We start from the raw sequence: 20,150 nt of genomic DNA, 5'->3' as shown, positions 1-20,150 counted from the left end.
ATTGGTGTTTTCAATGCTTCGAACCACCGCGAAACCTCTGTCACTGATCGCCTGCATCGCCTTGGCATGCTTCGTTGGCCAAAAACCATCGACGACGCACGCCGAACCGGCGGCACCGACTCGATCCCACAACGCGACTGCGTCGAAACCGATCGCACCGCTGAGCGAACGATTTGCCAGTGCGGACACGAAGGAAGTCCCCGACTTTCAAAAACATGTCACTCCGCTACTGGGCCGACTCGGATGCAACGGACGTGCTTGCCATGGTTCGTTCCAAGGTCGTGGTGGTTTCCAATTGTCGCTGTTTGGCTACGACTTCAAAGCGGATCACGAGGCGTTGATGGCCGAGAATGCCGGTCGAGTTGATACCAGCGACGTCGACGAAAGCCTTATTTTGGCGAAGCCCGTCGATGCCGACATGCACGAGGGAGGAAAACGATTCGACACCGGAAGTTGGCAACACCACACGCTTCGCCGCTGGATCGAATCAGGCGCCAAGTTTGACCCCAAACAGGTTCAAACGCTGCAGCGTTTGGAAGTCATCCCAAGTGAACTTCAATTCAGCAAGCCGGGGGAACAGGTCCAATTGAAGGCGTATGCGTATTGGCCCGACGGCAGCGTCGAAGATGTGACCGAGCTTTGTCGGTTCAGTTCCAATGATGACGCGATCGCCGCGATCGACGAAGACGGACATATCGAATCAGGCGAAAAAGGGGACACTCACGTGGTCGTCTACTACGACAACGCCGTGGTTCCGGTCCCAGTGATTCGCCCCATCGGACCGACGCTAGAACGATCTGCAGCATCACCCGCCAAACCGATCGACAAGCTTGTTCAGCAAAAATTGGACAAATTGGGCATCGTGCCTGCGGGCCCCTGCACTGATTCGGAATTCATTCGCCGTGTTTCGTTGGACATGACCGGGATGCTGCCCGCAGGCGAGACCGTGCGTCAATTCATTGCTGATCCATCACCCGACAAACGGGAACAATTGGTCGAAGACCTGCTCGATTCTCCCGCCTACGCGGCATGGTGGGCCACGCGAATGTCGGATTGGACCGGCAACAGCAACGAGCAACTCAACAACGTTTTGCCGGTTCGCAACGTCGCCTCGCGATTGTGGCACGAATGGCTACGCGTTCGCTTGGAAGACAACGTTCCCTATGACCAAATCGTGGCAGGAATCGTCGAAGCAAACAGTCGTCAAGAAGGCGAAAGCTATCGCGAGTTTTGCGAACAAATGACCGAAGCCTGCGTTTCGGGAAACGAAGAAGTATTTGCCAAACGCGATGGGATGCCATTGTTCTGGGCGCGACGCAATTTCCAAAGACCCGAAGAACGAGCAATCGGATTTGCTTATGCATTTCTAGGCGTTCGCATCGAATGTGCCCAGTGCCACAAACATCCGTTTGACCAATGGTCTAAGGATGATTTCGAACAATTCTCGCAGCTCTTCACGCCCATCCGGATCAATCAAAATCAGGTTTCCCCCGAGGCCAAAGCAGTTCGCGATGAACTACTAAAGGACATCACCGACGGCAAGAAACTCAATAATGGCGAGCTTCGCAAAGCCGTTTACACGGCGGCCCAGAAGGGCAAAGTCGTTCCCTTTGGCGAGTTGCTGGTGAACACGCGTGGCGCGTCCGACAAAGCCAAGCGGGCACGTGCATTGGCGAAGAAGAAGGGACAAAAGGTTCCTGAGCTAAAACTTCCTACAGGCACCATCCTTGGCCAGGACAAAGCCGTCACGTTGGACAAAGACCCGCGCCCCGCGCTGATGCAGTGGCTGCGTGACGACGACAATCCCTACTTTGCCAAAGCGATCGTCAATCGCGTGTGGGCCAACTATTTCGGCACGGGAATCGTCGATCCTTCGGACGACATGAACCTTGCCAATCCACCAAGCAACGCACCCCTGTTGGATTATTTGGCCAGCGAGTTTATCGCTCATGACTTTGATCTGAAATGGCTTCACCGCGAAATCGCCAATAGTGAAACCTACGCTCGATCTGCGGAAACCAACGACACGAACATCCATGACCGTGTTAATTTTTCGCGTCACATTCCACGGCGATTGCCCGCCGAAGTGGTCTACGATGCCGTCATCTTGGCCACCGGTTCGGATGACAAAGCGAGTCAGCTTCGCGGCGAAGTGAGCGACATGGCGATTGCCGAAGGTGTGGCCCAGAACCGCAATCAGAAGAACTTTGCCTTGGAGGTGTTCGGTCAATCGACTCGGGAATCCAATTGCGATTGCGATCGCAGCGATTCCCCCAGTCTGCTGCAATCGATCTACTTGCGAAATGATGCCGACATCCACAAACGGCTGTCTGACAAAAACAGCTGGGTGGCTCAGGCCTGTGAAGCCCTCGGCGTACCGGGCCCAAGTCAACGCGTTGATCCAAAGCAAGCCGCAGTGACACGCACCGCGGACAATTTCCGCAAACAGATCATCAGCCGGATAATCAAGTTCAACTCGCTACCGAAAGAACGCCAAAAGAAAACGCGAGACCAAATGGAACGAGAATACCAACGAATGGCCAAAAAGTTTGAGCAGTTCGACTTGGAAATCCCATCGTTGGACGCGTTGATCGAGAACCCCAAATCATGGCGAGAAGTAGAGCCGACCAAGGCCGCTAGCCATGCCGCTTCCAACACCGTGTCGAAGCTTGTCGAAGACGCCTACCTTCGCACACTCAGCCGTTTCCCCGATGACGAGGAACGCGAGATTGCCGAAACGTTTATCAACGAATCCGAAACGCCCGCCAATGGGATGGAGTCGCTGATGTGGGCCTTGGTGAATACCAAAGAATTCATCATCACTCACTGATCCCCGCCGCTTCGGCGGCTGCAAGTTTACTCGCTTCCCCTAACCTCCGTTCCTTTCTCTCCCCCCGTTTACAGAGTCGATAACTATGGAAATTCATTCAACGTGTGATGGCATGAAACGTCGTGACATGCTCAAAGTGGGTGCGCTTTCACTCGGCGGCTTTACGCTGGCAAACTACATGCGGATGGCCAGTGCGGGGCAAGTGGAATCGGGCCGTGCCGATCGCGCCATCTTTATCGAATTAAACGGCGGTCCATCGCATATCGATACCTTCGATCCCAAACCCAATGCTCCGGATACGGTTCGCGGAACGTTCAAACCGATCGCAACCAATGTGCCTGGTATCCAAATTTCGGAACACCTGCCGAAGTTGGCCAGTTGCGCCGACAAGTACGCGATCCTTCGCGGCGTCAGCCACACCTTGGCCGCTCACCAACTCGGACGCGAGTACGTGAACACAGGAAGCAAGCCGATTCCATCGCTGGATTATCCAAGCTATGGTGCGGTGCTGAGCAAAGAGAGTCCGTCGCAGGGTGATATTCCGAGCCAGGTTGCGGTGCCTCGCAGCGGTCATGGCCCTGGATTCCTGGGGATTCGCTACGCGGCACTGGAAACCAATGCGACACCACAGTTCGGTAGACCTTTCTCGGTGCGTGGCATTTCGCTTGCCGGAGGGATCGGAGTCGACGAAGTGAATCGTCGCCAAGAATTGCTGAAAAAACTCGATCGTCGATTCGCCCATCTGGAAAAGAACGACCAGCTGCTCGAAGGCTTGGACAAGTTCGGCGAACAAGCGTATTCGATGATCACGTCATCGCGGGCGCGAGAAGCGTTCGATATCAGCAAGGAACCCGAAAGTTTTGCCAAACAGTTTGGTGAAGAATCATTCGGGCAAAGCTGCCTGCTCGCCTTGCGATTGGTGGAATCGGGCGTACGGTTGGTGAACGTCCAACTCGGCGGCTGGGACACTCACCAAGACAACTTTACCAAGCTAAAGGAGAACAACCTGCCCAAGCTCGACGCGGGGCTTAGCGGGCTGCTCATTGGCTTGGAACAACGCGGACTACTCGAGCGAACTGCGGTCTTCGTGACGGGCGAGTTTGGCCGCACCCCGAAGATCAACCAACGAAGTGCCGAAGGCGGCCGCGATCACTATCCACGATGCATGTTCATGCTAATGGCCGGTGGTGCCGTCCGTGGCGGCCAAGTCATTGGCGAAAGCGATGACACCGCCTCGGGACCACGTCACGAAGCGATCACGCCCGATGACGTGGCAGCCAGCTTCTATCACAATCTGGGGATTGATCCGACGCTCGAATACGACTCCAGCACGGGTCGTCCGATCACGCTGGTTCGCAACGGAACCATCATCGAGAAGCTGTTCTCGTAGCGCATATGAGAAGGGCCATGGTGAAGCCCTCCCTGCCTCACCATGGCCCATCAAAAATGGAACGATGACACCGATCGTTCCACCCTCCCAATCCATGGTGCTAATACTATCGGCTGTAGGGAAGGCAGAACTAAACCGGATTCATCCTCGCCAATGATTTTTTTTGAGGATTGAGGCAACCAGGCACAAACCACCCAGATGAGCCACACCGGGTGATTGAGCGTTAGAAAAGGGGCGTCAGCACGCCGATGCTCTCACGCCCGTTGGCGGCCGCGTGGCGAAACGCTTGGCAAATTCCGCCACGGCGATGGCACACCATCTGCGGGACGGTTAACGGTGCGAACCGTCGCATCCTGCATCACAATGTGGGCGGGCAGCGAGATTTCGCTTGCCTAACACACAACTTTCGCATTGACCGCGATTGTTGCACTCACATCGATTGTGGATGTGTTTGTGATGTTTGTCGCAGTGTTGTTGTCGTTCCAATGCATAGCCATCCCAAAGGTGAACATTGCACGGGTCGCTACGAAAATATTGACGAAGCGTCGAACTGGGCAACACAGGCACTTCATGCGGCCGGCAGATATACGCAGGTTCGCAAGCGGCCCGAGACGCACAACCGTCACGACAACCATGGTGGCCGCACGAGCAGCCCGCATCGGATTCGATCATCCCGTAATCCATCAGCGGTTGATCCGCTGCGACGACGGGTGCGGGAATGCTCGCCGCGTCGGGAAGCATCGGCGCCGTCGCCCCGCGATCCGATTGAGTCCGCTGTGGATCTCGCACCGGCGCAGGGATCAACGGTGCTGGTTGAAGTTGGTCCGACGCCGAAGGATCCGCAACCGGAGTCGGCGAATTGCGATCGCTTAAACTCTCGACCGCATCCTGTACTGAATCGACATCCGAAACAAACTGCGTCGGGCGATCGAAATCCGCATCGTCACCCACCATCGGTGTATCCGCAAATGTCAAACTATCGAGCAAAACGTCAAGATCGCTCTCGGCGTGTACGCGTGTTACCACGGTTGCTGAACAAACTATCGCTATGGCTGCAAGTGCAGCAGGAGTTCGCTTAAGCATAGAATGAACTTCCATGTTGAAGGGGGAAGGAGGAGGGAAACGCGACCGAGACAATCTCGACCGCGAACAGCCGCACCTCGTTTCACTCTCTTTTTGCAGCGAGCCGACCCGAGTTGCGAAGCGCCGTGATGAATCCTGAGCATCATTGGCAGCTAAACAAGCATGGCTGCGCGTCAAGCGGTCGGCAAATGAAAACGAATTTTTTGACGACGAAAAGACCTTGCTCCCCCAATCGAATCGATGCCTTCGCAAAGGTTTCGCGAAACCGATCAATCGGTCCTAACGCACCAGATTAACACCCGCGCGCACATCGCTGCCTGCGAAACGACAAAGCCGCGTGCTAAGCAACGAAGCCGCCTGCGAAACAACCTTGATGCTCGAATACGTGGATTGTCACTCGTGAGTCGTGCCGAGCAGGGCGTTTTCGATCCGGCTCATTCGTTCAGGGTCGAAAATCTTGTCACCATTTCGATCCGAGACATAAAACACGTCGGCGACTTGATCCAGATGCGTATCAATTTTTGCAAAGTGCAACACGACATCCATTTCGGCAAACGTCGCTGCGACACGGTACAGCAATCCCACTTCGTCGTACGCGAACAATGACACGATCGTAAAACGATCAACGGTGTCGTTGTCAAACGTCACCTTGGTAGGCAACACGTTGACTTGGTCCCCTTCGCTGTTTTGGCTGGACCATTTCCGCGGATGATTCGGCAGCGGTTTGTCGGGAGAATCAAGCAGTTTGCAGACACGCGATTGCAATTGTTCGATACGATCCTTAGGCGGGCATTCAGGATAGAGCGGATCGGAGACCCAAAAATCATCCCAGGCCAGATCCTCACCCACGGTTTCCACCTGAGCACGCAAAATGGAAAGCCCGGCGGTGGTGAACGCTCCGGTGGCACGCGCGAACGTGCCGATTGACTGCTGCGGTTCACGTCGCACGACGGTGTACCGCATCGCTGAAAAGACCGGATCAAAACAAGCCAGACAAATCGACTCACTGTTCGAGCTGAGTTTGGCAGCAACGTCACACAATTGTTGGGCCAGCTGTTCGGGCTCGCTACGAGTGACCAGCGATAGCGGCATCGTTTCGAGCAACTCAAAACAACTAGCCGGTGCCCCATTGTCCGTGAGACGTTTTTGCACCTCGGCGCGGATCAAATCGATCTCGGGATCATCCTCGCTGCCGGGCAGATTGCCGGTGTCAAAGTAACGCCGCGTGCGAATGTACAACTCTTCGATAAGATTCAATTTCCAATCGGTCAACACGTCGGGTCCGACCGCTTGCAGATCCGCCACCGCATGCACGATCAACAGTTCGAGTCGCCGGATCGAACCCACCTCGGCCGCAAAGGAGAGCACGATTTGGGGGTCGCTGAGGTCATGACGAAACGCGATGACATTGACCAGCAAATGTTTTAACACCAACCAGTGAAGCGTTTCGGTGGACGCCCGATCTAGCCCTAAACGCTCGGCGGTTTCCAGCGCGATGCGTGCCCCGACGATGCAATGATCCTCTTCGTAGCCTTTGCCGATATCGTGTATCAGCAGCGCCAAGTGCAGCAACCCTTTGTCTTTGAGTCGCCGATAGCGTCGTCCCATCGCGGTGGGTTGATCTTGCAAATCGGTCGCCGCTTCGACCGAACGAATGCAATGCACATCCACGGTGAACTTGTGATAGGCATTGAACTGCAACAATCCGCGTGTCCGTTCGAATGCGGGAATGAACTGTTCAATGATCTTCAATTCATGCAGCCGCCGCAGCAATTCCGCCAACCTCCCAGGCCGGCTGAGCAGCGACAAGAACGCACCAATCGAATCCGCATCGGGAACCGAAGCCGGACGCTCTTGCATCGCCAAGCGGATCGCTTGCCACGTTTGATGCGTGATCCGGCGACCATGCTGGTTTGCCAAAAACATCAACCGCAGCACATCCGGCAAACTGGATGCAAACGTTTCCAAATGAGCACTGGGAACCCAGATATGGGTGGGACCGAGTCGAATGTTTTCAGAGATCGTGCGAGAGAAGACTTTTTCCAGCAGGTGGTAGACCAGCGGACGCGCGAGTGCATCATCGGCAAAGAACCCCGATGCGTACCGCACCGCCCGGGTATTTTCGAAGTAGTCCTGCATGAACTGCTCGACCGGTAACTTTCCCTCTTCGCCGGGATAGTTCCATGCACTGGCAATTTCCATTTGCATCGGACGATCCAAAACGTCCTGGCTCTTCTTTTCGCGGAAATGGATTTCGTTGCGAACACGCAGCATGAACTCCGCTGCTTTCCGCAGCACCCGATAATCCTCTTCGGGCAATCCACCGAGTTTGACCAATTTTTCGAGATCGGTTTCGCCATAGCGAGCAAACCCGATCCAGCGAATCAATTGAATGTCACGCAAACCGCCTCGCGAGCGTTTGACGTTGGGACGCAGCAGATAGTTGGTTTCGCCCCACTTACGTCGCTCCTCACGCCGCGCTGCGACGCAATCGTGGATCAACCGCTTTTGACGCCGCATTGCTCCTTGACGCAGGGCGTTGAAATACTTGCTATAGACCTGCAAACTGCCGGACAACAACCGCGACTCGGTCAACGACGTGAACACGACCGGATCCTGCCATGCCAACATACAGGCTTCGCTAATCAGTCGGATCGAAAAGCCCACGACGATCCCAGCGTCAACAAGATCTCGCGTTAAATTCGCCGCGACGCTGTTGGCGAGATGCTCCGATCCTCGGGTCGTCAACAACATCAGATCGGCGTCGGAATAGGGAGCTAAGTCACGGCGTCCGAACCCGCCGTGCGCCACCAGCGCAAGCCCGCTGACGGCGCGATCGTCCTCGCACTGTTCGATCGCGTCACTCCACACGTCGAGCACGATATCATCGTACAGGTCGGCAAGTCGGGCGGAAACGAGGATCCCTTGAGACCCCGATTCGTGTTGGATTTGAGCCTTCGCCCGTCCTTCGCGAAGACGTTGGCGACAGCGGATGACAACGGGACGTAATGAAGTGCTTGCAGCCATGAGCCTTGCAGGAAAAGAAGCGACTACAGTCACTGGTGCGTGTCGGTCGGCGAACGCACGACCGAAATCGACACGGGCCATGGATGAGTAGTTCCACAGCGACCGATTCCACAAGTGCCCGCGACATCCATCGACGCCGAGCCTCGATGAATTTCGATCAATAACAGAATGTCAACGCCAACACGCAATGCGGACGGCGCTGCCCGAAATCGATTCGTCCACCTTCCGCCTCGGTGTCGAGAATCGAATCTTTGCTAGACGCCCCGGTCGAGTGACTGATTGAAGGATTAGGCGTTACTGCCAATAACAGTAACCGCCCCAACCGACGGGGACATCGAAATCACTACAGCGCGTCTTCGCCGCGTTCGCCGGTACGAATACGAATCGATTCTTCGAGATTGGTCACAAAAATCTTTCCGTCACCAATCTGCCCCGTCTGGGCGGTTTGCAAGATCGTATCGACAACCATTTGCAGGTTCTCGTCGGTGCAAATCACTTCAATCTTTACTTTTGGTACGAAATCGATGGCGTACTCGGTCCCACGATAGATCTCGGTGTGACCTTTTTGCCGTCCAAATCCACGCACCTCGCTAACGGTCATGCCGTGCACACCATGATCGGTTAAGGCGTTTTTGACGTCCTCTAACTTGAAATGACGGACGATGGCTTCGACTTTCTTCACAACGATACCTCGCTAAAACTGGATTCCCAAACCAACAACGGCACTCCGACCGTTTTGGACATATTGTACACTGGCGAGCACACCCCACCAGCGGTCTCAAAGTCACGGCGACTTGGCCCAAGAACTGGCCCGAAACGAGCAGCCAAAACGCCTCCATCGCTCGACGTCCGTGCACCTCGCACGGACGCAATCAGCTCCCCTGAGGTCGCTGCCAAGGGTCGTCCTCGACACCCGCGTCAAAATTGGCGACCCGAGAAAGGACAAACAACAAGTCGCTCAAACGATTCAAATAAACGATCAGCTCCTCTGACACACTGGCTTCGTGGCGGCGAACCAGGGTGACCACGCGTCGCTCAGCACGGCGGCAAATCGAACGAGCCAAATGCAAATGCGTCGCCGCGGCGACGCCGGCCGGCAGGATGAAATTTTTTAGCGGCGGCAACACCGACTCATGCTCGTCAATCCACCCCTCTAACTGTTTGACGTGCACGTCGTCAATGATCCGCATCCCATGTTCGTCGGGGTTTGGCGTCGCCAATTCCGCTCCGATCGAAAACAACGCGTGCTGGATCTGGCACAATTGCGAATCCATCGTGGAGGAAACGCCAGCCGAACGGACCAAGCCGAGCGCGGCGTTGAGTTCATCGACCGTTCCATAGGCTTCGATCCGATCGTCATCCTTGGCGACTCGCGGTCCGCCAAACAGCCCCGTGCTGCCCGCATCGCCCGTGCGTGTGTAAATTTTCATCTCGACGCAATCACTTTTGGTTTCATCAATGACACGGGGTTTTCGAACATCACCGCTTTGCCCCTGCTGTCTATGTTGTAACCTGCTGGCAACCCACCGGCTACAAAGCGATCGACAACAAAAGCACGGCTACACCGAAACGGCTACGACAACACGAGTTTTCAATGAAAGTATCCCCCGACGGCGGCGTCCGTGCCGCTGGAATCTTACTCATGCAAAAAGGGCCTTCGCGTCAATTTTTGTTGATGCGGCATCCGACGCGATGGGACCTGCCCAAAGGCCACTGCGAAGCGGGAGAAACATTTCGAGACACCGCACTTCGCGAAACTCAGGAAGAAACCGGCATTGATCCGGCGGACATCGAAATCGATCCCGACTTCTGCTTCGAAATACGCTATCCGGTTTCCTACAAAAAAACAGGCTCGCAAGTCTTCGAAAAAACAGTGCAATATTTCTTGGGATACCTGGCCGACAAGCCGAAGCTCGTCCTGACCGAGCATGATTCGGCAGAATGGTTCGACTGGAATCCTCCTCACGCGATCCAGGCTCAAACGATTGATCCGCTGTTGGAGGCCGTCGCCACGCATTTTGACAACCAACAATGAGGCGGCCTACCTCGCTTTGAAACGCAACGGCAACGAAGCAAACCCGCCGGATGGCCATCGACAAAGATGGCAACTCGTCTGCGGTTTCTAAATACGCAGCCTGCGTTCTCGGGTTCGCTAATAACGCGTCGCCGAGGTGACGATCTCGATTTCGTAGGCCCCGAGAAAATCCAGCACGGGCATCATCACTTCGCCGATGTCCTGATTGCTAAGATCACTGGTGGTCACCGTCAAACGATCCGCCGCAGCGATGCCTCCGGTGGTCGCATCAAGTGACAACCAATCTCCATCGACAAACGCAAGCGTCCAAGCGTGGTACACCATCCGAGGCGTCGGTGTTTCTTGATATCGGAAGCCGAATGCAACGCGTGAAGGGATCGCTTTGGCGCGAAGCAGCGCGGCCAACAATACCGCATAGGCGGTCGAGTCGCCTTGCGCGTTTCGAGCGACTTCCGAAGCACGCTGGAAGGTATCCGAGGATGATTTCAACTGAGTCAACCGGTTTGCCGATCGCGCCAACTCAATCGCAAGTTCACGTTCACCGAGTTTTCCAGAGCCTCCGGACGCCTGGGCGATTCGACGCACCATGGTTTCTGCCGAATCGATGATCGCATTGGGCTTTTGATCTGCATCGGTTACCAAGAAACTTCCTTGCTGAAAACCGTTGCGAGGCGTTTCACCTAACCTTGAAACGAGAACCAACACCGATGCATCGTCCAATTTCCGTACAAATTGATTCGGCTGCGGCTGGATGGTCGACTTTTCTTCGTCAATTGGCAATGCGGTCCGGACCAACTTGAACCCCACTCGCTTTGTCTCACTGGGCCGCTCTAGCGTACTGTTGGTAAGGATGGATGCGATCGCAATCGCAGCCTGCTGCGACTCGATGTCCTTGACCGCCACTTCCTTGTCCGTGCGGTAGGTGACCAAATTCGACGCTGGATACAGCGCGCGACGTATCGTCCCATCCGGCTCGGCCCAAATCACGTGATAACTTTTCCGATCCTCGCCGAGATCCGTTTCCACATCAATTTCCAGCAATTCATGGGGTTTTCCATCGATCAGCGGCACCGTGGCCTTGGCAACGCAGTGTAGCCGAACGGTGGTAGCGAGCGGCTGAATCGGAGAAACGGTTTGGAACGTTCGCTTTTGGCCGATGCGAAGTGGCGAGCGACGAATCGACTCTTCCACCGCCAATAGCCCACGATGCTCGTCGCTCCAAGCGAATCGGTGCGTGCTCACCGCAGCCCCTCGCGTTTTGACGACGTTGAGTCCCGATTCGTCCACCGTCCCTTCGCACGTCGTGATGATTGGACCGACGCTCAGATGGCTTTTGTAGTGCAGTAATTGCCCATCGATCGTCTCGCTCGATTGATGCGAATGGCGTTGAACAAAGGCGGATGCGGGCCCTCGATTGATTAACAAACAATCTTCGATGTTCAGATCGACATGCTGTTTTTTTGCGTCGCTTCGGTCCGCATCCTCGCCGCCGACCACGGTGATGTGACTGTAACCGACGTGGGTGTCGCCAACAAAATAGGCGTCCCAGGCTTCGAAATCACCGGGAAACTTGCGGTCCTCTGACTTCAAATTTTCTTCACGGGCGACCGTTTCACCCGAGGCTTGCGGGTCGGATTGACCGGGTTCGTCGCTGGCACGATACAGATCCGGCGGCGGAACCAATGGCACCCGCTCGGGAACATCACAACCGCCAAGCAGTGTCGCGACCAGCAACCCACCGGCAATCCAGCCTGTTTTGCACGTTCGCAAGCCTGTTTTGCACGTTCGCAAGCCTGTTTTGCACGTTCGCAAGCCTGTTTTGCACCTTCGCAGACGTTCCCGCGGTGCGACAGAACGCATTGGTGTGAAACGCGAACCGACACCGAGCCAGAGCAATCGAAGCATGAAGCTATCTATTTTCGAATTCAGAAAAGAAAGGAAGGACGCATTGATGTTTGGTCGCGCCGTCGTGGGCGCAAAGAGGGTTTCTGAGCATCCAATCGGCCCTCATTATATCTCAGCGATCGACACATATCCAAGCGATGGACGCCACCGCTGGTTTGATGAGGCGATTGGTGTGACTTCAGTGCCTCGCGGCGTCCCATCCTAGGCGACTCTCAGCCGAGGTAAACCACCGCGACTCCACCCATGCGGGGACTGGAAAGCCAGTCTGCGAGGTGCCGGTTGTAACGGATCCGCCGACGTTGATGAATATTCAGTCACAAATACTCGCCGTCTTTTCCGCTTAGGTCGTCTTTGCCTGATCCCTCGAAGAACGTGACCTAGCGTTGGGTGTACCGAGTCAATCGAAACCGACGTCGGTGCACCCAACGTTATTTCACACCTAATTTATTCTTGTTGCGAACGGGATCGGAAACCGAAATGGGTTTTCTAAAGCGTATTCTTCGAAATGGTACCAGCGACGATGCGGTTCGAGTGGCTTCCAACGGAAGCTTTGAAACGCTGACCGACGACGAACTGCAAACGCACATGGGGATTCGTTCCTATGGGATGTTCGAACTGACCGACGCGGTTCGCCCGTCGTATGATCTTCAAGTCGTGCCGAAGCAAGGTTTTCGATACGACCAATATGTCGACGAGAAAACGGGGTTAAGCACCCCCGTGATCTTGGCATCGGCAACCCGCCACCGAATCATGGATCTGTTCCTTGAACTGGTCGATCAACTTGGCCCGGTGGTCGATGTCGTGCTGGAAACCAGCCACCAGGGCAACCCTCACCCCGAGGACCTGTATCGTGAACACATCGACGCACCTGTGCTAAAAAGCATGCTGTGGGAGTTCGAGGACTTGCTACTGAATGACGGTTGCACCGGGATCGCTGTGATCAACCCAAGCAAACGTCAAGAAATTCAACTTGACGAACACAAGTTGCTGATTGCCTATGGCGACCCGCTTGATGCGTTCTCGCAAACGTTGATCCGGGGCGATGTCTATCCTGATGACAACTTGCAATTCATCACCGAAGCCGAACATGTCCACAGCAGCAGCGAACGGTTCACAAGCCAGTTCGAGACGCTGAAGCATCGATTGGGGATGGATGGCGAAATGTTTCTGGATGATTACGAAGAATTCGCTTAGCGGACGCCGGTTGCCGCGTGCGACGTGGGAGGCCCGCCCAATAGGCGGCCAGCGAGCCGTGTTGCCGCGATTTGCCTGAGCGTATTTCGCGGCGGAAACAGCCCTCATTTTGGTTTGCGACTCGACAAACCGCCGCGGGTTTGCGAGTATTCGTGGTTTTACACCTCTTCGAACGTGTCGCCAACGATAACGCAAAACCATGTTTCTCGTCATCAGCTCAAGCCTGCATCCCACCAGCCGAAGTCGTATCCTTGCTCGCGCGGCGGTCGAACAACTTCAGCAAACCGGACGCGAAGCCACGCTTTTCGATCTTGTGATCAAAAATCTTCCTGCATGCGACGGTGCCTCGGCGTATGCGGACGCGAACGTCAAAGAATTGGCGGACTTGATCCACCAAGCCGAAGCCGTCCTGGTTGCATCGCCGGTGTACAACTATGACGTCAATGCCGCGCTGAAGAACGCGGTAGAGCTGACCGGGCGGGCATGGACCGGCAAGGTCGTCAGTTTGATGTTGGCGGCCGGCGGCCAAGGAAGCTACATGTCAGCGATGGGATTGGCGAACAGCTTGATGCTCGATTTTCGCTGCCTGATCGTGCCGCGGTTCATCTACGCCACGGGCGACGCCTTTGAAGGCGATGGATTGGCCGACGAAGAAATCCAACAACGTGTCACCACGCTGGTTAGCGAAACCACCAAGCTTGCCGACGCGGTCAATCGGTCGCATTAGCGATCGGGGGACTGCGATACAAGCCACGCTGGCGAATCACCCGTTCGACCGCACGTGGGGTGCGGTACCGAATGCTTCGCCCCTGCTGCACGCGTTCGCGAAGTTCGCTGCTGGAAAGTTCGATGACCGGCATCGCGATCACGTGGGACGCAATCTCAGCGATTCGGTCGCGCTCGACCAAACCTTCGAGCACTGAAAAATCAATCGCCTCTTCGCCGCCCCGCTGGACCACCGCCGGCGTGATCAACCCAAGCAACCGCTGCGGTTGACGCCAAAGCGGGAATGAGGCCAAAGAGTCGCTGCCGATGATCATAAAAAACTGAGAGTCGGGCATTTCTTGGACCAATTCTGCGACCGTGTCTACGGTATAGCTGACCGCTCCTCGACGGATCTCGCGGTCGTCCAATTCATAGTACGGGTTATCGACGAGAGCCTGCTTTAACATCTCCAGCCGATCCTTGTTTGACGCGACCGCTCCGGCCGGCTTTAACGGCGACGTTGCAGTGGGAATCCAGCGAACTTGATCCAGTGCAAGGGTTTCGCGAGCTGCCTCGGCAATCCACAAATGCCCCACGTGGACGGGGTCAAACGATCCGCCGAAAAGTCCAATTCTCATCAAATTCGATTCTTTCTCAGGTTTCGAAGCTTTATCGGAAATGCCAATGAGCGAGATTTTCTTGGCAAAGCGAAAATGGCGGCGGCTCGCTTGACCAGACTTGTCCAGCAAATCACGAAAATAAAGGGGATGAGGGGGTCGCATGAGGGAGGCGATTCATACGGGCGAGCACGGAACTTGGCGTTCTCCTCCCTTATCTTCCTTTTATCCAACATACACTATGCTAACCTCCATACCATCCGATCCTGTTCCGCCAACCGTCGGCCCCCCGACCATGTCCAAGTCTGATCCTCGTCGGCCAACGCAGCCCCGTGCCGAGGCCAATCCGAACGCAAATGACGTTCGCGGCGATGGCAGCGAATCCAGTCCACCGGTGCAATCGCGTCGCGATCTTCCCCCACAGCCCCCAACCACCGGCGGCAGCGGTGCGGCACAAACGTCTGAGCCACAAACACGGCAATCGCGGGCAACGGGCAAATCCGAGGCATTCGATTTGTCAGCGGATCTCGCGATCGACGCATCGATGTTTGCAGACGAGTCGGATCCAACGTCGGCAAAGGAGTCGGGGGCGGCCAAGGCTCAACAAGCCGAACTATTTGAAACCGAACCTCCGCCATGGGAATTGACCGTCGAAGACGATATCGCGGTCGGCCGCATCGTGTTTAGCGAAGCCCCCTATGGCCCCTACGACTATCAAATTCCCGAGGCTGAACGCGAGCACTTGAAACCCGGCATGCGAGTTCGCGTTCCGCTCGGTAAACGTCGCCATCCGATGATGGGATGGTGCATCGAGACGCGGATTGGCTATCAAGGAAAACGAGGTTCCTTGCGTGAGATTGTCGAGGTGCTCGACGACGAACCGCTGTGTGACCCGGCCTTGGTGCGATTGGTTTTATGGATCAGTCATTATTACCAAGCACCGACGGGACAAGTCTTTGACACCTTGATTCCCTCGAGTGTGCGTTCGAATGCAGGAACTCGCGAGCGAGCTTATCTGACGCCCAACCCAGACCGTAGCGATGAAAAATCAATCGAGTTGCTGCCTAAAAAACAGCAGGCTGCATTTCGGTTTTTGATTGCCGCCGGCCGACCGATGACGGCCTCTGAATTGATGGTGCATGCCAAGTGCACGCGAGGCCCCGTCAGCGCGTTGCAGTCCAAAGGCTATATCGACGTTTCGATGCAGCGTGAAATGACGGCGACGACGCCGATGCGTTGGCAAAAAAATGACGGTGAGAGCCAGCAAACCCATGTTCCCAGCGAAGAGCAAACTGCGGCACTCGAGCGAATCAGTGCTGCGATTGAATCAGGGACGGGTAAAACGTTGCTGCTACACGGAGTGACCGGCAGCGGCAAGACCGAAGTGTACATCAAGGCGATCGAACAAATTGTGCGAGCGGGACGCGGCGCGATCGTGATGGTGCCTGAGATTAGTTTGACGCCTCAAACGCGTGGCCGATTCGAACGTCGATTTGAATCCGTGGCGGTGCTGCACAGCCAAATGACTCCGTCGGAACGGCATTTCCAGTGGCAGCGGATACGTCGTGGTGAAGTCCAAGTCGTCGTCGGCCCGCGAAGTGCCGTGTTTGCACCGATGCCACGATTAGGGCTGATCGTGATGGACGAAGAGCACGATGCGTCGTTCAAACAAAATGAACAACCCCGCTATCACGCTCGCAAAGTAGCGCACGCGCGAGCGATGTCGCTTGGCATCCCGCTGATCTTGGGCAGCGCGACGCCATCGATGGAAACGTGGCACGCCACCGCCACAGGGCATGCCGAATTGATTCCGATGAACGAGCGAATCAACCAACGTCCCATGCCGAGTGTGGAGTTGGTGGATCTGCGAATTCGCGACGACCGGACTCGAGGTGCGATCAGTCGTCCGCTGCATTTAGCCGTCCAAGAAACGCTGAACGAAAAGGGGCAAGTGATCTTGCTGCTGAATCGCCGCGGGTTTGCCACCACGATTCAGTGTCCTTCGTGTGGTCATGTCGTCGCATGCCCTGATTGCGACATGCCGCTGACGCATCACCGTGATGGTGGAAAAGCATGTTGTCACTATTGCGATTACACGATCGCCACACCGCCGTGGTGTCCCGCGTGCCGGTTCGATGGCATTCGATACGGCGGGCTAGGAACCCAGCGTTTGGAAGTCGAGGTCAAAGCTCGCTTTCCGAATGCCTGCATTGCTCGCATGGATAGCGACACCATGAAACGCCCCGGCAGCCATCAACGTGTGTTGTCCGCATTCCGCAGCGGAGAGGTCAACATTTTGCTGGGCACTCAAATGATTGCCAAAGGGCTCGATTTTCCCAATGTGTTGTTGGTGGGCGTGATCAATGCCGATAGTGCATTGCACTTTCCCGATTTCCGAGCGGCCGAGCGAACGTTTCAATTGGTCACCCAAGTCGCGGGCCGAACCGGCCGCGGGGATCGTGGCGGCCGTGTGATTGTGCAAACCTTTTCGCCCGAGCATCCGGCGATCCAAGCGGCATCACGACACGACTATCACCAATTTGCGACCGACGAGATGGTCAATCGACGCAAATTCAATTACCCGCCACTCGGTTCGGTGGCTCGCATCATCATCCGAGGCGTCGTCGAAGATGTCACCGAAGCGGTTGCCGATTCGTTATTGGGACGACTCGAAGCCGCCCGCCAGGCACTTGGATCGGAAGTTCGGATCTTGGGCCCTGCCCCGCCCCCCATTCCCAAACTGCGGGGCAAGTATCGATTCCACCTGCTGCTGCAATCGACCGACAGTGCGGAGTTAGGCGAGACGATTCGCCGCGCCACGGACTCGTTTACGATTCCCGAGAAAGACGACGTCCAATACGTCGTCGACATCGACCCGATCGATATGCTGTAATCCGACCGCCCGGCGCGAGGTTGAATCAGGCTGCCGCCCAATGTTGGATCAGGCCGCCCCGTGGTGATTGGTTTCGGGGCTCGTGGTGATTGGTTACCAGGCACGTGGACCATCCCCCCATCCAAAGCGAATTCGAGTCGCACAAAACTGTCGCATCTTCCGCAACGGGATGTTACGATGGGTCGCTACTGGACATACACTCATTCACCGTGCAAGTCGAATCCCTTGAAAGTTCTCATCACTGGCGTCTGTGGTTTTGTTGGGCGATGGATTGCCGAAAGTTTGCTGGAAAGTCGCTCCGGTTTGCAGCTGATCGGAATTGACAATTTGACGCGTTCTGGCAGCGAATCGAACCGTCAAAAACTGCACTCGATGGGTGTCCACTTCATCCACGCTGACCTGCGATCTCGAAGTGATCTCGATGCGATTCCCTCAGCCGATTGGGTGATCGATTGTGCTGCCCAACCCAGCGTTCTCGCCGGTACTTCGGGACATGGCTCATCGCGACAATTGACCGAACACAATTTGATTGGAACGTTGAATTTGCTGGAGTATTGCCGGCAACACCAAAGTGGTTTGATTCTGCTTAGCACCAGCCGCGTCTATTCCATCGATGCCCTTGCCTCATTGCCGCTGACCGCCCAGGGAGATGCCTTCGCGCTGGCACCCGAGTCGCAACTTCCCGGCGGCGTTTCGGAGGATGGCATCGATGAATCATTTTCCACCACGCCACCGGTATCGATCTACGGGGCGACCAAGTTGGCGTCCGAAACGATGGCATGGGAATACGCCGAAGCATTCCAATTCCCGCTGCGAATCAATCGCTGCGGTGTGCTTGCGGGTGCGGGGCAATTTGGACGAGCTGACCAAGGTATCTATGCGTATTGGGTCCATTCGCACCAACGTCGTCGTCCGCTTCGCTACATTGGCTTTGGCGGCTCTGGACGCCAAGTTCGTGATTGTTTGCATCCCTGGGACGTCGCACAGCTGATTGACAAGCAGATCACCGCAGCGATGGATTCGACCAAACCCGTGATTGCAAACGTTAGCGGAGGCATCGAATCGGCACGCTCGCTGCGTCAATTAACGCAGTGGTGTAACGAGCAATTCGGCAACCATATCGTCACGCCGTCGGACGAGGAACGGCCATTCGATTTGCCATGGATCGTGCTCGATTCGCGTCTTGCTCGCAATGCATGGCAATGGCAGCCGGCTCGATCGACGGATCAAATTTTATCTGAAATCGCAGAACACGCTCGCCAGCACCCCGCATGGCTGGAGCACTCTTGAACTCGATTTTCACCGGCGAAATGCTGCTGTCGCTGACTTTTGGCATGCCTCGCGATCAAGTGGGCGGAAGATTCGATTATGCTGTGCTAGATCCGTCTTGGTTTGGTAGGTAGCGGAACCACGATTTGACGTCAAACCCATGGGCGAAAACGCAAAAATCAATTGAGTTAGGTCAACGTTTTTTCGATCTTCACAACCCGCAGCCGCTCCATGACAGACCGCCCTCAGCTTTCGATTGTCATCCCCGCATACAACGAACAGCACAACATCGGCCCCTGCATTGATGAATTGATGTCGTTTTTGGTGGATCAGCATCACATCGACACCGAGTTGATTGTCGTGAATGACAACAGCCAGGATGAGACCGAGGCCGAGGTGCTCGAACGCGTCACACGCTGGCCCAACGTCCGACTGATACGACGCCAGTCGCCGGGCGGATTTGGCCGCGCCATTCGATCCGGACTCGAGTTTGTTCGCGGATCCGTGGTGGTCATCTACATGGCCGACCGATCGGATCACCCCGATGACGTGCTCTGTTACTACGACACAATCCAACAAGGCTATGACTGTGTTTTTGGATCACGATTCATCCGAGGCGCTTCGGTCAAGCAATACCCCAAAGTCAAACTTGTCGTCAATCGAATCGTCAACAAAGCGATTCAGTGGATGTTCTGGACCGACATGAATGATTTGACCAATGCGTTTAAAGCCTACCGCAACGAAGTCATCGAACAGTGCGGACCGTATCGTGCATGTCATTTCAATATCACGCTTGAAATGTCGCTTAGCGCATTGATCAGCGGCTATAAAATCAAGCAGGTTCCGATCAAATGGGAAGGCCGCACGTGGGGTTCAAGCAACCTTCGAATGCGTGAAATGGGACGCCGTTATCTGTGTACGCTGTTGATGCTTTTCTTTCAACGAGTACTGATGTCCGATGATGTCCGTGCCGAAAGCACGCGGTATCCAACGGGAGCAGTGGAAGTTCATGCGGATCCGACGATGCCCGACTCGGACCGTGTTTAAATCGGAAGATCGATGCACCCTTGACCAGGGCAATGAAGAGGCCGCGTGATTCCTTCTCTCCCCTGATTTTACAAATCACATGACTGAATCTTCCGAACCGACGCCCTCAGTGCCACGTCCTCCAGTGCCGGATCTTCCAGCGTCGTCTTCGACAA

14 protein-coding genes are annotated in these 20,150 nt (G+C 55.5%); 8 read left to right on the top strand and 6 right to left on the bottom strand.

Going from position 1 to position 20,150, the window contains the following annotated elements; genetic code table 11:
• The first annotated feature begins 13 nt into the window (after window positions 1-13).
• Together ABEA92_RS08275 and ABEA92_RS08270 are read left to right on the top strand one after the other, a co-directional pair.
• Entirely contained in the window at window positions 14-2,830 is a 2,817-nt protein-coding gene (locus ABEA92_RS08275; protein ID WP_345683349.1) for a DUF1549 and DUF1553 domain-containing protein, read from the top strand.
• Window positions 2,831-2,915: 85 nt separating this feature from the next.
• On the top strand, window positions 2,916-4,220 hold the full coding sequence (locus tag ABEA92_RS08270) for a DUF1501 domain-containing protein (RefSeq protein ID WP_345683348.1): 1,305 nt from the start codon (window positions 2,916-2,918) through the stop codon (window positions 4,218-4,220).
• 330 nt (window positions 4,221-4,550) lie between these two features.
• Here the strand turns inward: ABEA92_RS08270 and ABEA92_RS08265 are convergent, their stop codons facing one another.
• The 4 genes from ABEA92_RS08265 to ABEA92_RS08250 form a co-directional block, all read right to left on the bottom strand.
• Entirely contained in the window at window positions 4,551-5,246 is a 696-nt protein-coding gene (locus tag ABEA92_RS08265; protein ID WP_345683347.1) for a hypothetical protein, read from the bottom strand.
• A gap of 450 nt (window positions 5,247-5,696) precedes the next feature.
• The gene (gene glnD / locus ABEA92_RS08260) at window positions 5,697-8,330 is read right to left on the bottom strand and encodes a [protein-PII] uridylyltransferase (RefSeq protein ID WP_345683346.1); all 2,634 of its coding nucleotides are present in this window, start codon (window positions 8,328-8,330) and stop codon (window positions 5,697-5,699) included.
• A gap of 343 nt (window positions 8,331-8,673) precedes the next feature.
• Window positions 8,674-9,012: a P-II family nitrogen regulator gene (locus tag ABEA92_RS08255; protein WP_146592695.1), complete on the bottom strand. Its 339-nt coding sequence runs from the start codon at window positions 9,010-9,012 to the stop codon at window positions 8,674-8,676.
• Window positions 9,013-9,202: 190 nt separating this feature from the next.
• Complete coding sequence (locus ABEA92_RS08250) at window positions 9,203-9,760, bottom strand: cob(I)yrinic acid a,c-diamide adenosyltransferase (protein ID WP_345683345.1); 558 nt, start codon at window positions 9,758-9,760, stop codon at window positions 9,203-9,205.
• A 164-nt stretch (window positions 9,761-9,924) separates the two neighbouring features.
• On the opposite strand from ABEA92_RS08250, the gene ABEA92_RS08245 reads away from it, so the two are divergent.
• Entirely contained in the window at window positions 9,925-10,365 is a 441-nt protein-coding gene (locus ABEA92_RS08245) for a bis(5'-nucleosyl)-tetraphosphatase (RefSeq protein ID WP_345683344.1), read from the top strand.
• 117 nt (window positions 10,366-10,482) lie between these two features.
• Here the strand turns inward: ABEA92_RS08245 and ABEA92_RS08240 are convergent, their stop codons facing one another.
• On the bottom strand, window positions 10,483-12,135 hold the full coding sequence (locus ABEA92_RS08240) for a transglutaminase domain-containing protein (protein WP_345683343.1): 1,653 nt from the start codon (window positions 12,133-12,135) through the stop codon (window positions 10,483-10,485).
• Between the two features lie 612 nt (window positions 12,136-12,747).
• Here ABEA92_RS08240 and ABEA92_RS08235 point away from each other — a divergent pair.
• Together ABEA92_RS08235 and ABEA92_RS08230 are read left to right on the top strand one after the other, a co-directional pair.
• Window positions 12,748-13,464: a hypothetical protein gene (locus tag ABEA92_RS08235; protein WP_345683342.1), complete on the top strand. Its 717-nt coding sequence runs from the start codon at window positions 12,748-12,750 to the stop codon at window positions 13,462-13,464.
• A gap of 199 nt (window positions 13,465-13,663) precedes the next feature.
• The gene (locus ABEA92_RS08230; RefSeq protein WP_345683341.1) at window positions 13,664-14,191 is read left to right on the top strand and encodes an NADPH-dependent FMN reductase; all 528 of its coding nucleotides are present in this window, start codon (window positions 13,664-13,666) and stop codon (window positions 14,189-14,191) included.
• Here ABEA92_RS08230 and nadD read toward each other — a convergent pair.
• Complete coding sequence (gene nadD, locus ABEA92_RS08225; RefSeq protein WP_345683340.1) at window positions 14,175-14,807, bottom strand: nicotinate (nicotinamide) nucleotide adenylyltransferase; 633 nt, start codon at window positions 14,805-14,807, stop codon at window positions 14,175-14,177. The two genes, ABEA92_RS08230 and nadD, sit on opposite strands and share 17 nt — an antisense overlap.
• Before the next feature lie 523 nt (window positions 14,808-15,330).
• Here nadD and priA point away from each other — a divergent pair.
• The 3 genes from priA to ABEA92_RS08210 all read left to right on the top strand — a co-directional run bounded on the left by priA (window position 15,331) and on the right by ABEA92_RS08210 (window position 19,995).
• Window positions 15,331-17,679, top strand: a complete 2,349-nt coding sequence (priA, locus tag ABEA92_RS08220; RefSeq protein ID WP_345683638.1) for a replication restart helicase PriA — start codon at window positions 15,331-15,333, stop codon at window positions 17,677-17,679.
• A 225-nt stretch (window positions 17,680-17,904) separates the two neighbouring features.
• Window positions 17,905-18,969, top strand: coding sequence for an NAD-dependent epimerase/dehydratase family protein (locus tag ABEA92_RS08215; protein WP_345683339.1), 1,065 nt, complete (start codon window positions 17,905-17,907; stop codon window positions 18,967-18,969).
• A 210-nt stretch (window positions 18,970-19,179) separates the two neighbouring features.
• Window positions 19,180-19,995, top strand: coding sequence for a glycosyltransferase family 2 protein (locus tag ABEA92_RS08210; RefSeq protein ID WP_345683338.1), 816 nt, complete (start codon window positions 19,180-19,182; stop codon window positions 19,993-19,995).
• Window positions 19,996-20,150: the final 155 nt, after the last annotated feature.

The sequence above is a fragment of the Novipirellula caenicola genome (assembly GCF_039545035.1).
GTDB classification, from domain to species: Bacteria; Planctomycetota; Planctomycetia; order Pirellulales; family Pirellulaceae; genus Novipirellula; species Novipirellula caenicola.
The sequence above is the reverse complement of the archived record's forward strand: the minus strand, read 5'-3'. Positions and strand labels throughout refer to the sequence as shown.

Bases quoted from the DNA above. Each gene is read 5' to 3' on its own strand.
- ABEA92_RS08235 (WP_345683342.1), top strand. From the start codon at position 12,748: ATGGGTTTTCTAAAGCGTATTCTTCGAAATGGTACCAGCGACGATGCG.
- ABEA92_RS08230 (WP_345683341.1), top strand. From the start codon at position 13,664: ATGTTTCTCGTCATCAGCTCAAGCCTGCATCCCACCAGCCGAAGTCGT.
- glnD (WP_345683346.1), bottom strand. From the start codon at position 8,330: ATGGCTGCAAGCACTTCATTACGTCCCGTTGTCATCCGCTGTCGCCAA.
- priA (WP_345683638.1), top strand. From the start codon at position 15,331: ATGTTTGCAGACGAGTCGGATCCAACGTCGGCAAAGGAGTCGGGGGCG.
- ABEA92_RS08250 (WP_345683345.1), bottom strand. From the start codon at position 9,760: ATGAAAATTTACACACGCACGGGCGATGCGGGCAGCACGGGGCTGTTT.
- nadD (WP_345683340.1), bottom strand. From the start codon at position 14,807: ATGAGAATTGGACTTTTCGGCGGATCGTTTGACCCCGTCCACGTGGGG.
- ABEA92_RS08245 (WP_345683344.1), top strand. From the start codon at position 9,925: ATGAAAGTATCCCCCGACGGCGGCGTCCGTGCCGCTGGAATCTTACTC.
- ABEA92_RS08210 (WP_345683338.1), top strand. From the start codon at position 19,180: ATGACAGACCGCCCTCAGCTTTCGATTGTCATCCCCGCATACAACGAA.
- ABEA92_RS08275 (WP_345683349.1), top strand. From the start codon at position 14: ATGCTTCGAACCACCGCGAAACCTCTGTCACTGATCGCCTGCATCGCC.
- ABEA92_RS08270 (WP_345683348.1), top strand. From the start codon at position 2,916: ATGGAAATTCATTCAACGTGTGATGGCATGAAACGTCGTGACATGCTC.